Origin of the sequence: Collinsella provencensis, assembly GCF_900199705.1 — a bacterium.
Taxonomy (GTDB): domain Bacteria; phylum Actinomycetota; class Coriobacteriia; order Coriobacteriales; family Coriobacteriaceae; genus Collinsella; species Collinsella provencensis.
Genome location: NZ_LT904908.1, coordinates 799,618 through 812,936 on the forward strand (window position 1 = coordinate 799,618; position 13,319 = coordinate 812,936).

At 53.9% G+C, this 13,319-nt stretch carries 14 protein-coding genes; 5 read left to right on the forward strand and 9 right to left on the reverse strand.

Translation table 11 applies throughout. From position 1 onward, the window contains the following. Nucleotides 1-177: 177 nt before the first annotated feature. Complete coding sequence (locus tag C1711_RS03655; protein ID WP_157966984.1) at nt 178-345, reverse strand: hypothetical protein; 168 nt, start codon at nt 343-345, stop codon at nt 178-180. A 778-nt stretch (nt 346-1,123) separates the two neighbouring features. Here C1711_RS03655 and C1711_RS03665 point away from each other — a divergent pair. The 5 genes from C1711_RS03665 (at nt 1,124) to C1711_RS03685 (ending at nt 5,590) form a co-directional block, all read left to right on the forward strand. Beyond that, nucleotides 1,124-2,461 carry an MFS transporter gene (locus tag C1711_RS03665; protein ID WP_234346218.1) on the forward strand — a complete coding sequence of 446 codons (1,338 nt, stop codon included), beginning with the start codon at nt 1,124-1,126 and terminating at the stop codon, nt 2,459-2,461. A 261-nt stretch (nt 2,462-2,722) separates the two neighbouring features. Then, nucleotides 2,723-4,192: a ribosomal protection-like ABC-F family protein gene (gene abc-f, locus C1711_RS03670; RefSeq protein WP_005987409.1), complete on the forward strand. Its 1,470-nt coding sequence runs from the start codon at nt 2,723-2,725 to the stop codon at nt 4,190-4,192. A 310-nt stretch (nt 4,193-4,502) separates the two neighbouring features. Beyond that, entirely contained in the window at nt 4,503-4,790 is a 288-nt protein-coding gene (locus C1711_RS03675; RefSeq protein ID WP_102337840.1) for a hypothetical protein, read from the forward strand. 60 nt (nt 4,791-4,850) lie between these two features. After that, a complete protein-coding gene (locus C1711_RS03680) occupies nt 4,851-5,393 on the forward strand; it encodes a hypothetical protein (RefSeq protein WP_102337841.1) in 543 nt (180 codons plus the stop codon). Beyond that, a complete protein-coding gene (locus C1711_RS03685; protein WP_102337842.1) occupies nt 5,393-5,590 on the forward strand; it encodes a hypothetical protein in 198 nt (65 codons plus the stop codon). Before C1711_RS03680 ends, C1711_RS03685 begins: the two co-directional genes overlap by 1 nt. Nucleotides 5,591-5,650: 60 nt before the next feature. Here the strand turns inward: C1711_RS03685 and C1711_RS03690 are convergent, their stop codons facing one another. The 8 genes from C1711_RS03690 to C1711_RS03725 form a co-directional block, all read right to left on the reverse strand. Next, entirely contained in the window at nt 5,651-6,418 is a 768-nt protein-coding gene (locus C1711_RS03690) for a hypothetical protein (protein ID WP_102337843.1), read from the reverse strand. 10 nt (nt 6,419-6,428) lie between these two features. Then, nucleotides 6,429-7,175: a hypothetical protein gene (locus C1711_RS07705; protein WP_159060037.1), complete on the reverse strand. Its 747-nt coding sequence runs from the start codon at nt 7,173-7,175 to the stop codon at nt 6,429-6,431. A gap of 11 nt (nt 7,176-7,186) precedes the next feature. Then, nucleotides 7,187-8,083: a hypothetical protein gene (locus tag C1711_RS03700; protein WP_102337845.1), complete on the reverse strand. Its 897-nt coding sequence runs from the start codon at nt 8,081-8,083 to the stop codon at nt 7,187-7,189. A gap of 18 nt (nt 8,084-8,101) precedes the next feature. Then, nucleotides 8,102-9,187 (reverse strand): siphovirus ReqiPepy6 Gp37-like family protein, encoded by a 1,086-nt coding sequence (locus C1711_RS03705; RefSeq protein WP_102337846.1) that lies wholly within the window; start codon nt 9,185-9,187, stop codon nt 8,102-8,104. Nucleotides 9,188-9,190: 3 nt separating this feature from the next. Then, the gene (locus tag C1711_RS03710; RefSeq protein ID WP_102337847.1) at nt 9,191-10,066 is read right to left on the reverse strand and encodes a phage distal tail protein; all 876 of its coding nucleotides are present in this window, start codon (nt 10,064-10,066) and stop codon (nt 9,191-9,193) included. A gap of 11 nt (nt 10,067-10,077) precedes the next feature. Continuing rightward, a complete protein-coding gene (locus tag C1711_RS03715) occupies nt 10,078-12,060 on the reverse strand; it encodes a phage tail protein (RefSeq protein ID WP_102337848.1) in 1,983 nt (660 codons plus the stop codon). 273 nt (nt 12,061-12,333) lie between these two features. Continuing rightward, on the reverse strand, nt 12,334-12,669 hold the full coding sequence (locus C1711_RS03720) for a hypothetical protein (protein WP_102337849.1): 336 nt from the start codon (nt 12,667-12,669) through the stop codon (nt 12,334-12,336). Between the two features lie 88 nt (nt 12,670-12,757). Further along, nucleotides 12,758-13,315: a hypothetical protein gene (locus C1711_RS03725; RefSeq protein WP_102337850.1), complete on the reverse strand. Its 558-nt coding sequence runs from the start codon at nt 13,313-13,315 to the stop codon at nt 12,758-12,760. Nucleotides 13,316-13,319 lie beyond the last annotated feature (4 nt).

The following is a 13,319-nucleotide window of genomic DNA, read 5'->3' on the forward strand; positions in this document are numbered from 1 at the left end:
TCAACGATAAGCAAAGTGAATAGTCTCAGGTGGCTTGCCCATGAGTTGGCGTAAGCCTGTTTAGCAAAAGGCTAATCGGACACGACAGGCCGCCCGCATGGCGACGGCGTTTCCCGTGCGGGCACAAACAGCCCTGCGTGCCCTGTCGCGCGATATCCCAATGCGACGTTCAGAACCCTACCCGCCAAGCAGCCACCTCGCGAAATTCAGCACGAGCACGCCCTCCCGGGTATGGGGCTCATGCCTCGTGCGAGTGATGAGAATCTTCGGGAATGCATCCCCGATGGATAGAATCGGCGCAATCTCCCTCTCGAGCGTCGAATCGGCGCCGATATCGTCGCTCACATACACTTTCCTTCCCGGTTTCGAAACTTGGAAGGCAGTATGCGCAAGGATGCGTCGAGGTGCGATCCCAGTCGTACCATGCCAGCAGAGATGTCGAGGCACATTCGTTCATGCTGCAATGCGGGCATCGGAGATGAAAAACAGCCCGTCGGGTAGTCATGGGCGTGCGGGAGCCCGCATCAGTAACCTGCCTCCTCGGTTGTCCCTTCTTTGCATGGTCGTCTACATAAAGGAGGAACCAGCCATGCAGATCAGCATGCTTGCCCTTCTTGGGTCACGGACCGGGGAGGCGAGGGCCTCCGTCGGGACCGCCCCGAGCAACCGGCATATCCAAGGAATGACAAGGCTCGATCGCTGTGCTGGTCAGGATGCCGAAGCGGGCCGTCCGCCAATCGGAATGCGGGTCAGGATGCTGCAACGTGATTCCAGCTGCAGGATACGGCTCCTTTGCGGTTGCCGCAAAACCTGCTGGCAACATTCTTACTATCCGAATGATGTACGCATCCCTTGGGATCGTTTCGCCTGACCAGGGCCATCTTCAGCGCCTCATCGGCCAGCTCGGCAGGCGCCTCTTCCACGCGTAATAGCCCTGGCGGGTCACCTATGCAACCAAAGATACAAAAGGAATCGAAGAGGATTGCCCTTTCCGATGGTCGATTCTTGACAGGCAAACTCAAGCCTCGTTAATATTACATGGTTTGCCAGACCGAATTAACAAAGGAGGGGTGTCGTGGTTGGTCTTTTCCGCACGTGGATGAGCGCCTAGAAAGCGGCGCTGTTGTGGCGTCGCGCTGTTTTTCTGCACGCCATTTCACGATTGGACATAACCATGATATTTGAAACCTCTCGGCGCAGGTCTGTTTCGCTGTGCCATTCATGGCAATTTAAGATTTGTTTCGTATGGGGCGGGGAGCTCGTTTCGACATTGACGAGTTCGATTCTCCAAATGGGTCTTATTTGGCATCTCGCCCTCACGACAGGGTCGTCTTCTCTCCTCTCCTTAGCATCGCTGGCAGGCTTTCTGCCGATTGCTTTGTTCGGAATCCTTGCGGGCGCCGTTGTCGACAGACTGCCTTTGAAACGTGTCCTCATCGGCGCCGACCTCTTCATTGCCGCGGTGGGTGCCGCCTTGGCGATTGCCTCGTTGGCCGGCAGCTTACCTGCATGGCTAATTCTCATCGCCCTGTTTCTCCGTGCAGTTGGTACTTCGTTCTACACGCCAGCCTCCCAATCTCTCACGCCCCATCTCGCCCCGCCAGAGCATCTCGTTCGCCTATCGGGGGTGACTCAGGCGATTCAGTCCGGCGGATACATTCTTGGCGCCGCGCTTGCAGCAGTGATTTATCCCGTGGCGGGCATTACCGCTATGATTGCCCTCGACGTGCTGGGAGCGCTTTTCGCTTCTTTAGCCGTCCTCGCCGCACAGATAGACGCAGGGGGCCTCGATGAAGCCGACCGCAGCTTGTCCTTTTCCAATAAGGTTCGAGAGCTCTTCTCTGAGATTTCGGACGGCTACAAGCTGATTAGGGAGTACAGGGGGCTGTTCGCCCTTCTTTGGTGCGGGTTCGTCTTCGCTTTCGCGTTCTCTCCGCTCGCGGCATTGTTCCCAATAATGACCTTGGGGCATTTTGGCGGTAGCACGGGGGATGCCGCTTTGGTGGAAATCCTTTTTTCTGCAGGCATGCTGGCTGGGTCCGGCATCTTGGCGGTTACGGGAGGGTTCCGCAATAGGTCGTTCACCATGGTCGCCGCGATTGCCGGCTTCGGCATTGCCGCAATCGTATCCGGATCGCTCGGCCCGTCATTGTTCGCTGCTTTCCTGCCGGTGAGCTTTCTTATGGGCGCATGCTCCCCGTTGTACGCGGGAACCCAGACTGCCCTTATGCAGGAGCAGATACCTCCTGAGTACCTAGGCCGCGTTTTCGGCCTCTACGGAACCATCATGGCGTGGGCCATGCCCATGGGCCTCGCAGCCCCCTCCGTTTTTGCGGATCTGCTTGGAGCTCCGTTATGGTTCGTCGGCTCTGGAGCGACCATGGTACTGCTTGCGATGGCTATGCTGCTTGCTCCGAGCGTCCGAAACGCGGGGAAAAGAGATACCGGGCAGATTCAATAGCCCAAGTATTCGAAAAAAAGAGGCAGCAGCCATCGGTTCAAGCGTCAGCCTTCAAGCCCTTGCGACGACGAGGTATTGCACCGACATTCCGCATCGCGCTCCTTATTCGTCGCCAACTATCATTTTCGGATTTGCCGGCTTGCGCAAGGTCAAAACGCTCGCGCCGGCAATTGGGCAAAGGCGAAAAATCGACGTGAGCAATCTTTTTTGGCATGGCTGCGCTTCCAGTAAAAGGCTAATACACAAAAGGCGGTTCAACCTATGGAACTCATAGTCAAAGCTAAAGACATCTTTTTGGAATATGCCGGCCGCGATATCCTGGATATCGAAGAGTTGGAAATCTACTCCTACGATCGCATCGGCTTGGTGGGAGACAATGGCGCAGGCAAAACCAGCCTGCTTAAAATTCTGAGCGGCAATCTTACCATTGCGGACGCCGACGTCAGGCGCTTCGGCAGCATTGCCCTCATCGGCCAACTCGATGAACTCGACCTTGATGCGGCTCAGGACAGTGGTGAGATGCTCTCCCGTCTCAACGTCGCCGGAGTGGCGCAGGAGACGATGAGCGGCGGGGAGGAAACACGCGCCAAGATTGCCTCTGCACTCTCCCAGCATGCAAGCGCGATCTTCGCCGACGAGCCTACGAGCCACCTCGACCAAGACGGCATCCGCCTTCTCGTCGGACAACTCAAGGCATTTGATGGGGCTCTGCTCATCGTGAGCCATGACCGTCATTTTCTCGACCAGGTGGTAGACAAGATCTGGGAGCTCAAAGACGGCGGTATTTCCGAATTCTGGGGTGACTACTCCGACTATCTGCGACAGAAAGAAGAAGAGCGCAAAGCTCAGGCGACTCGATACGAAGAGGCGATGCGCGAGCGCGATCGCCTCGAAGCCGCCATCGAAAAACAACGGAAAAAAGCACGGCAGGTCGACGCCAAGCGGAAGGCTGCGAAAAAAAGCAACGAGTATGCAGGTCGATTGGGGCATCAGAAAGCAACCGGCACCAAACAGAAGAGGATGTACCAGGCGGCTAAGGACATGGAGAAGCGCCTCGAAGCGCTCGAAGGGATTGAGGCCCCAGATAGCATTCGCGCCGTGCGGTTCCGCCAGAGCAAGGCCCTGGAACTGCATAGTAAATTTCCCATCTCGGCAGACGATTTCAGCTTGAGCTTCGGCAACTGCATGCTCTATGACCACGCGAAATTCGAGATACCGCTCGGTGCCAAAGTGGCCATCACCGGTGGCAACGGTACAGGAAAGACCAGCCTGCTGAAGGCAATCGCTCGACGCGCCGACGGTATCAACATCTCTCCCAAGGCAGAGATCGGTTACTTCGAGCAAACAGGCTACAAGTTCGACGCCCGTCAGTCTGCGATCTCGTTCATGCAGGATGGTTGCGAGTACAGCATGACCGAAATTCGAGGCATCCTCGCCTCTATGGGAATCGGACCGCGCGACCTGACAAAGGACGTTGGCGTTCTCTCGGGAGGCGAAGTCATCAAGCTGCTACTCGCGAAGATGCTGCTGGGCAGATACAACATCTTGCTCATGGACGAGCCTGGAAATTACCTGGACATCAAGAGCGCCGAAGCCCTCGAGCAGATGATGAGCGCCTATGCCGGAACGATAGTGTTCGTCTCCCACGATAAGAGGCTGGTCGAGAACGTCGCAGACATTGTCTACGAAATAAAGGACACCAAGCTAGTCAAAATCTTTCAGCGCGAATAGCCCTAAATGAGCAAGAAATAATCCCCGAACGGAGACAAGGGAGTAAAACGACAAAGAAAAAGCCTCCGTCCCAACGCGGGAACGGAGGCTCGGTTATCGTATTTACTCACCAACATCGCTGGCGGCTTTGCCATGACTCTCGTACGAAACGAAACTCAGCGGCACAGTGCGGCACTCAAAAATGCAGGTCAGAACCCTATCAGCCTACTCCCACTCGATAAACACTCTACCACGTCTACCAGCGGTTTTCTTATTCAGAGGAGTGTGTACATCAACGGTGTACAGCATTCCAAGAGAGAAAGGAACGGCAATGACAGACGTGCGGGAACGCGAAGACTTCTTCACCCACAACTATACCTTGTGGGAGTGTCGAGAGTGCCTTGAGCGAGACATTGAATCGTTCGGCACACGCTACACACTTCTAAAGAAGGCTTTGGAACTCTTGGACTACCAAGAGACGCAAGAACTCGTGCGGGAGTGGTTCGACGTTTACATGAGTGTGATTGACGAACAGTCTTACTTGGAACTCAGTGGCAAGATGGACGAACTTGAAACCGCAATCTTGCGGGAGTGGTTCGAGAGGACTAACAAAAAGTAGTAGCCACTGCTATCATTCGAGTTATGGTTTTTTGTTCGGCTCTTGGAAGGAGTCTTAGAAATGGATTTCAAGTATCAGCAGCAAATCCACGAAGCGTTCGCCGAAGAGGTTCTTATCGCTGAACCTCTTGCCAAGTTGAAGGCGGCTCTTGCGGACAACCCCGAACTTCTTGAGTCTATGAAGGCGAACCCATTCAACACGGCTGAGGTTGACGCAATCACTAAGGGCAACGTTGAACTCTGCGAGTATTTCGCCCTCAAGAGCGAAGAGGGTAAGGGGCTTGAGTTCAGCAAGGGTACTCACGTCAAGGACGTTGTTCAGACTGTCCGTGCGAACGTCCAGTATTACAAGAACCTCGTTCAGTTCATCAGCGACGAAAAAGAAAAGGATTACTCGAAGATTTACGAGGCAATCAAGACTAAGTTGGATGCCTATTTCAAGCGTGCGGCGGAAGACATTCTGAATGACGTGTACGGGGATAAGTACAAGGAGTTCCACGCAAAGAAGTATGCCGAGTTGACTGAGAAGTATAAGAAGAACTCATCCACGAAGAACAAGAAGAAGGACGAAGAGCAGACTGAGGAATCCGAGAAGGCTGAGTAATGTCCGCCCGTGAGGATATGTTGGCGAACTTCGTTGAATTCTTGGACGGCTTGAGCGAAGCGGAACTTGAGCGTCTGTCTTGCGAGCACTTCCGGTATCGCGACGGTGAGGTAAGCGACGAACTCTCACTCGTACACAACACGTTCGTTTGCTCCACCGAGGACGAAGATAGCGACGTTTGGTTCATCAAGGTATAAGCCTTCGCCGCAAACGCAAAAAAGGGACTTACCAGATTCGGTAAGTCCCTTTTGCTATATCTACGGCAAGTCGGTGTCGATTGCCGGGTCATACGGACGTGTGTTTAGGTAGATATTGCCGTCCTTGATTACGTTGTCGTACTTGCGTTCATTCTCAAGTTGCTCTTGGAGTTGCTGGTTCTGAACAACAAGGTTGGCGATAGTCGAGTTGAGCGTTGCAATATCGTCCGCGTTCTCGTCTATCTGCTCTTGGAGTTGTACGGCAACGTCCTCGTCCAAGAGTTGCCTAACGTTGTCGTACCACGCTTGGAAACTGGAAGTGATAGCGTCCAAGTCGAAGCGTAGGTTTATCCAAGGGCAATCGGAGGTTCCACGTAAGTCCTCAACCATCTCGTCTGTTAGATACTGTGCATTGGCGGGAACGGTAATCTTCGCCAAAAGCAAGTCGAACAAGGATGCTGAGCGTGCGAAAAGCGGGTTGCCCTCCCCCTCCGCACCCTCCAAGTATTTGAGGTAGACGCTTCGCTTCTCGGAGTCGAAGCGAAGTGCTATGTAGTCAACCCGCTCTTGGGCGTTGCCGTTGGATAGAGTGAACTGCTTGTCCTCCGTGTTCTGGTAGAAGCGTCCCTTGATGAAGGCGTCACCGGGGTTCACGACTACCGCGAAGGAGTTCTCGATAGGCTCAACCAAGAGTGCGGTTGAGGTGTTGGGGATAAGCCCGTCTCCCCAGAACCCCATAAACATTGCGGCGAAATCATCGGAGTTGTAAACCCTGTCTAGAGTCCCGTCTTGGCTCTGCTGAGCGTCCCAGAATAGACTTGTTTCCATAGGACACCCCCTAAACTACGCTGTGCGGAGAACCGTTAGCGTCATAGGCTGTGATAAGAACGTAGTGGGATTTGCCGCTTGAGTCGTAGGCTGTCACCAAACCTGTGTGCTTCTTGCCTGTCGAGTCGTAGGCGGACACGACGCCGCTTCTAACGGTAATGGACACGCTTGATTGCGTGGAGGGATAGGAGCCGTACCACTCGTGAATCTCCTTCACGGTATAGGTTGCGGTTCCGCCCTTCGCACCCGTCACGTCAGATGGTTTGACGCTCTTGGAGATTGCACTACCGCTGTAGAGTCTGGTGTTGCCCTGCCACAACTCGAACCTATCGAAGTTCGCGTTGCCCTGAGTCGCGGACTTCGCCCACGATATCGTCACGCTCTCGCCGTAGTTCGCCGTAGTCTTGCTTGCCTTGATAGTCGGGTTCCCGTGTGCAATGTACTGCCGTGCGGGGACTGTCACCCTGCAAGAGTTAGAGGTTGAGCCGCCCGCCGAACTCCAAGAGGAATCCCAAGACGCACGGCAAGTGAAGGTTCGAGCACTGCCCGCTTCTGAGATATAAAAGGTGTGCGAGAAGTAGCGTGGAGAACCGCCCTTTGGTAGGGTGATGGTTCCGCTCCAAGAGCCAACGCCATCTACTGAGATGGAGCAAGAGACACCGTAGCCGTTCCAAGTAGAACCCGTGTAAGTAGCGGCGGCACTTACGGTGATTGAGTTGGAAGTGGCAGAAGCACTTATCGTACATCCGTTAGCCATCTAATCACCTCCTATAGAAGTTGGATATAGATGGTGTTAGCGGTTCCGGTTGAAGGTGCCGCACTCGTGCCAAGGGTGATTCCAAGAGCCTGTAGAGCCGCATAGGCTGTTGTCGCACCCGTGCCGCCCTGAGATACGGGAAGGGTGCCTGAAACGTCGCTAATCGCGTGTGTGTGGCTTGCGGCGGCTGCTCCAAGATTAGTTCGTGCCTGTTCGGCGGTTGTAGCACCCGTGCCGCCCTTCTCCACTGTAAGAGTCTCTGCCATCTGCTCTTGGATAGCGGTGATTTGGTTAGCAAGATTTCCAGCGGTGTCCTCGTCAAGGATGCCTTGGATTCCCTCGAACCAAGTGTTGAACTCGGCGTCGTACTGAGAGAAGAGTCCGGTTGTGTCGATTTGCTCGACAACGCCCGTCACGAAGCCGCAAACAGTGTTGTCGGGTCGCTTGTCGGTGATATCTTCTTCGCTGAGTTCAACCGCACCCGAAGCCACGTGAACCTCAGCGAGGACTAAATCAAAGACTTCATCCTCGCGTGAGTGTGCGGGTGCTTGCGGGTTGGCACTCGCCGCACCTTGGATAACCTTGAGTTCGATAAGTCGGTTGGATAGGTTGAGCGAGCAAACAACCTTGTCGATTCGAGGGTTGTTTGCATCGCCCGTTGCGATGGTGAGTTCCTTTGCGGACTCGCTGAGTTCGTAGAAGTAGCCGTTTATCCAAGCCTTGCCAACCGCCACGTTCACCGCCATCTTGCCGTTTGCGGGTGATACCTTTAGTTGGTTGGCGGGATTCACGTAGACGCCGTTGCCGATGAATGAAGCGAAGTAAGAAGCCAAGTCGGCACTTGAGTAAGTCCTATCGTAACTTCCTTCCGCTCCCTGAGCGTCAAAGAAAGAGTAGTGTTCAGCCATATTCAGTTGTCCTTTCGTTTATAGGATTAGTCGCTGTGCCGTCAGCCCCTCGCCGATGGTGAGCGTTACCAACATCCCGTCCCCCTCGTCAATCACGTTGACTTCTGAGACGTAATCGGTTGTCTGCACGTTGAAAGCCCTGTCGCGTAGTGTGACTTTCGCCCCAAGAGCATCCAAGGCTTGCTGTACCGTCACGACGGCTTCTGCGTCAACGGATAGGGTTGCGGGCGTTAGAGATGCCTTTGCTTCCTCTTGGAGCATCGCCAAGTAATCCTCGGCACTGATAGTCTGCGTATCGCCGTTCTCGTCCTTGTAGGTTGATTGTAGGTTCCGGCAATCCGCGAAACCCTCGCGTCTCGCAAGTCCCGTCAAGGACTCGTCCCCCACGACTGTCAATACTCGTTCGGCTCCCTCGCCCTGTCCGCCTGCCTTCACAATATTCACGAGTTCCTTTTCGGACTCGGAGTAGTTTAGGGTGGAGACGTTGTTCAAGTCGCGTGAGAAGAGCAAAGGTTCTGGACTCGTGATAGTCCTGTCCGCACCTTCCAAGAGAGTGAAGACGAACCGTTCCGCATTCTCGCAATAAACGTCGAAGCCTATTGGGTTGCCATCGGTGGAAGTGGCCGTCTCAACAACGTCCCCGATAGTATCCAAGAGGTTCGAGTAAGAGACTTGCTTATCGACTGTGGGAGTGGAGATTTGCGGTTTGTCCATGCGGCTGAACAAGGCTCGGTTGCCCTGCGTGTTCTTCTCAACCAAGTCGTTCACGTAGTCGCGGAGGTTGACTTTGCGGCTGTAGGTGTCCCATACGATTCGGTACGCGAGTATGCCTTTTAGTTCGTTGCCGTAGGCTGTGTACGTGGTTGTCCCTTCTTCGTCCGTGTCGTACTCGATGGAGTAGCACATCCCGCAAATCTGGGGATTGACGTAGATGAAGTAGCCAACCTTGAGCATCCTTTCAACCTCTTGGGTGAAGTTGCCCTTGATTGTCCAAGTCCCGCAACCCTTGAAGGACTTCGTGAAGTTGAGCGAAGCGTAGGAGTCGAGGACACCGACGCACTCTGTAGGCGTGATGCCCTCGACTTTGTAGACGTATATATTCATCCGTTACACCTCGATTAGTTGCGGGGTGTAGTAGACGTTGCATTCAAGGGTTCCGGTTGACTCTTCGTCGTAGTCGTAGCGGAAACTTGAGATGCCCACGGGCATTTGAAGCCAAGTTGATTCGAGGGAGACGTATTGCAACCAGTTCTCGTCAAGGGTTGTGTTGCGACAACTCTTAGTGCCGTACCCCGTGTTGACTTCTACTTCTTCGCCGCTCTCAAGAGTCGCTTCGATGGTAAGTTCCTCGCCCGTGTTCACGTTCATAAGAGTCGGGTTGATGATGGTTCCGGCTACCGCCTTGAAGGTGATAATCATTCCAGTTTCAACCTCGGACTCGTTGCGTAAATCGACAATCTTGGAAGTGCTTCTGTGTCCAAACGTGAAGCGTTGCCCCACGGGGTTAGAGAACGGGAAGTGAAAGTCCTTTATCCAACCAGTGATAGAAGCCTGTTGCTCTTGGATAGTCTCGAAGAACGGGTTTGAGCAAGTCCCCTCGATTGTGAACTTGGTAAGCATCTCGCAGTTGAGGTACCAGTCCGTTTCGTATTGAAGGGTGCTGGTTGCCGTGATGCGGAGACGGTATCTATCATCAATCACCAAGTAGAAGTCCGTTGTGGGGACGATTACCTTCTGTAGAGTAGCCTTGCGGCTCTTCATTTCCTCTTCGGTGTCGGCAAGGACGTAGCCTTCGATAACGACTTCTCGCGTGCCGTACTGTCGTGCGGTTATCGTCTGTCCCGCCTGTCCCGCACCCACGTAGGATGAAAGGTTCGCTTCGATTGAACCCAAGTCCAATAGGCTCTTGGTGTACGTCTTGTTGTCGAAGTTGATAGCAACCGTGCCGTCAAGGTTCGTGATGGTGTACTTGCGTTTTCTCATATCCCTCCAATCTAAGCGAGTGCGAGTTGACGAACCGAACGCTTGAACTCGCGTGCGGAGTCCTTTTCGTTCAGCGTCTTGGGCGAGTAGTTGTTCACCACAACTGTTGTCGTGGAAGTGCTGTTGTTCGTCGTGCCGCCCTGTGAGCCGTCGAAAGCCCCTCCAAGGCGTGCATTGCTGTAGGCTCGGTAGTTGGCTTCAACGTCCGGCATATCGACTGCAAAAGCATCTGAGACGCTTGTAGCGGCGTTCTTGACTGTCTTTAGTACGCCCTTGAGTCCGCCGTTGATTCCCTCTTCCATACCAAGCATTGTGAAATCGCCGATTTCAGCGAAGACTTTCGAAGGAGAATGGATTCCAAGTAGTCCCTTCGCCCACGAGATAGCATCGTTCACGACACCGCCGATTGCGTTGATTACGCTTTGAGCACCGCTTGTGATGCCGTTCACCAAACCTTGGATGATGTTGGAGCCGACTGAAACGACACGTCCCGGTAGGCTCGCAAGCCCGTTGATTAGGTTAGACGCGAACTGAGAAGCCGCGTTGGCCGCGTTGCTCGCCATCTGCCCCACCCAAGAGGCAACACGTGAAATGACGTTGGATAGGAACGAAGCCACGCGGGAAGGAAGTTGGGTAAGGAAGTTCACGACGTTGTTCAAGAACTGAGAACCAGCCTGCACCGCGTTGCTCGCCATACTTGAAACCCAAGAAGCGACGTTGGTTAGCACACTCATTAGGAACGATGCGATGTTCGCGGGGAGTTGGCTGAACCAAGTGAGCATGGTAGTAATAGCGTTGGGGATAGTCACCGTGAAGAAGTTCACTATCGCACCCCACACCATAGACGCTGTTGAACTAATGGCGTTCCAAGCGTTGATAACCGCGTTGCGGAATCCCTCGTTGGTTGTCCAAAGGGTGATAAGTGCCGTAACGAGTGCGGCGATAAGGGTTGCGATAAGTACGAACGGGTTGGCGTTCATAACCGCGTTCAAAGCCGCTTGAGCGATGGTAGCCGCTTCGTTGGCAGTCTTGAAGGCGGTAATGGCTGTCGTGATGCCCTGAACGATTCCGGCGATTGTGGTAGCCGCTTGGAAGCCTAAGAACGCACCGACAACGGCTGCGATTGCGGGTGCCCACTGTAGGAACGTGTCCTTGATTGCGGGCAAGTTGTCCTTGAACCACTGAATAGCGGGTTGGCAGTTGTTGAGTAGAGTGGTGCCGAAGTTAGTCAAGTCGGTAACGATGGGCATTAGTGCCGTACCTAAATCCGACAACGCCTGATTCATAGCGTCCTGTGCTTCACGGTAGGCGATTAGTTCCGCGTTGTTGTCGCGGTAAGCCTGTCCGGTTTCGCTGTAGAGTCCGTTGAGCGTGTCGGTGATAAGTTGGCTTCGCTCGGCTTCGGTGTTGCAAGCGGCGAGTTTCGCGTTGAACTCGTCCTCGCTTACGCCCGCCCAGTTCAAAGCGTCTGCCAGTGAGCCTACCACGGTGCCAGTCTTAGCCGTCTCGTTGGCGGCTTCGGTGAGCGATTCGAGCGGCAGGGAATCGCCAAAGGTTGCGAACACGCCAGCGGCTATGTTCGTCCATTGGCTAAGTTGCTCTTCGCTCGTGCATAGTTGAGCAAGGTGGTTCGATGCTTCAACGGCTGTGTCGGTTTCTCCCAAGAGTCCTACGAAGCCCCTGTAGGTGTTGCCAGCCGCTTCGGCACTCCAACCCGCTTGCTGGAAGGCCGTGTCCAGTTTCCCCATATCCTCCTGAGTCTCGTTAGCCACGCTAACAAGGCTCGCCACGGCTGCTGTGATAGCCGCGAAGCCAACGGCGGCGGCTGTCTTGACGCTTGAGGAAAAGGAGTTCCAAGAGTCAGACATGGACTTCGTAGAAGATTCGGTTTGACTCTCGGTGTCCTGAGTTGTCTTGCGGACACCCTCAATCTCGGACTTAGCGGCTGTTGAGTCGGCTTCGATGCCGATTCGTAGTGTGCCTAAATCTAACAAGTGTTCACCGCCTTAGTTAGTGTTCGAACTGTTTTCTAAGTGCGGCTCTATCGGGTTCCTGCTGTGCGAAACGCCAGCAGTTTTCGAGGTATTCCCTACCTTCGTCAGTCTCCTTGAGACGTATAACGTATGCGTCTCTAAGCAACTCGTTGAAAGTGAGGGTGTCCATCTCCATTTGCTCTGAGATGGACACCCCGAAGTAGTGAAATATGAGACTGTACCGCTCTAACCCAACAGCGAGGTAGGGTTCGCTATCTTCTTTTTGCTTGTCTGCTATTGGGTAGTGCGGAAAGAGACTTTAGCAGCCACCTCTTTAGCGTAGAACTGTAGGTAATCGCCGATAACCAAGAGTGCAACGGAATAATCGTAATCATCTTCAAGTTGCTCTTGGGTGAAGGTGATTCCCTCGGTGTTGCGGTTGAGGACTCGGCAGAAGATAGCCATAGTCTCCTTCATAATCTTGGAGGAGTTCTTGGCGTCGTTGCCCATCTCCTGAAGCCGCATGATGGACTCTTGAAGAGCCTGTGTCGGACGGTTGAGGTTCAGTTCCGTACCGTCGAATAGACGAACCTGATAGAGTTCACTAAAAGCAGCAGTCAAATCGAGCATGTGTTTCTCCTTAGTCAGTTGTTTTGGTAAAAGAAAAAAGGGGCAAGGGACTAATCCCCCGCCCCTGTCGGTTTTTCGAAGTGTCGGCCTACTCAGTCTTGCCGGTTACGCTCGCGTCTTCCTCTTCGTAGATAATGAGAGTGCCATCATCGTCAATCGGGAACGCGGTGAACTCGGCGTCGATTACTGTCTCCTCGTCCTTAGTGAAGGCAATCTCGAAGCCCGCTTCGTTGGAGCCAACGATAGTAATGCGGATATCACCCTCAGCCGCGTCCTCGTGGACGAAGCGGAGAACGTACTTCTTGCCGTCGTAGTTGCCGACACCGCCAATCTTGACGATTCGCTTGCCAGCGGTGTCCTCGTCAACACGTCCGGTGTTCACGAGTTTCTGTAGAGTCTTGCCGTTCCAAGTCATGATGCCGGATTGAAGGGTTACGTTCTCGTTCGTAATCATCTTCTTTACGGCGATGCCTAAGTCATCGGAAGCGGTGTAGAACTCAGGCTCGTAGGTGAGTGTCGCACCACCGCTGATTAGTCCGAGGATGTTATCATCAACCTCAAGGGTGGAGTCCTCGGGGATGGTGTCGGTGAACTCTGTTGCGTAGAGTTTTCCGCTACCGAGTACAATCTTCTTGTTGATAGCCATCTAT

What these genes read in the sequence shown, in the direction of transcription:
- abc-f (WP_005987409.1), top strand. Translation starts at nt 2,723, where the DNA reads ATGGAACTCATAGTCAAAGCTAAAGACATCTTTTTGGAATATGCCGGC.
- C1711_RS03675 (WP_102337840.1), top strand. Translation starts at nt 4,503, where the DNA reads ATGACAGACGTGCGGGAACGCGAAGACTTCTTCACCCACAACTATACC.
- C1711_RS03680 (WP_102337841.1), top strand. Translation starts at nt 4,851, where the DNA reads ATGGATTTCAAGTATCAGCAGCAAATCCACGAAGCGTTCGCCGAAGAG.
- C1711_RS03685 (WP_102337842.1), top strand. Translation starts at nt 5,393, where the DNA reads ATGTCCGCCCGTGAGGATATGTTGGCGAACTTCGTTGAATTCTTGGAC.
- C1711_RS03690 (WP_102337843.1), bottom strand. Translation starts at nt 6,418, where the DNA reads ATGGAAACAAGTCTATTCTGGGACGCTCAGCAGAGCCAAGACGGGACT.
- C1711_RS07705 (WP_159060037.1), bottom strand. Translation starts at nt 7,175, where the DNA reads ATGGCTAACGGATGTACGATAAGTGCTTCTGCCACTTCCAACTCAATC.
- C1711_RS03700 (WP_102337845.1), bottom strand. Translation starts at nt 8,083, where the DNA reads ATGGCTGAACACTACTCTTTCTTTGACGCTCAGGGAGCGGAAGGAAGT.
- C1711_RS03705 (WP_102337846.1), bottom strand. Translation starts at nt 9,187, where the DNA reads ATGAATATATACGTCTACAAAGTCGAGGGCATCACGCCTACAGAGTGC.
- C1711_RS03710 (WP_102337847.1), bottom strand. Translation starts at nt 10,066, where the DNA reads ATGAGAAAACGCAAGTACACCATCACGAACCTTGACGGCACGGTTGCT.
- C1711_RS03720 (WP_102337849.1), bottom strand. Translation starts at nt 12,669, where the DNA reads ATGCTCGATTTGACTGCTGCTTTTAGTGAACTCTATCAGGTTCGTCTA.
- C1711_RS03725 (WP_102337850.1), bottom strand. Translation starts at nt 13,315, where the DNA reads ATGGCTATCAACAAGAAGATTGTACTCGGTAGCGGAAAACTCTACGCA.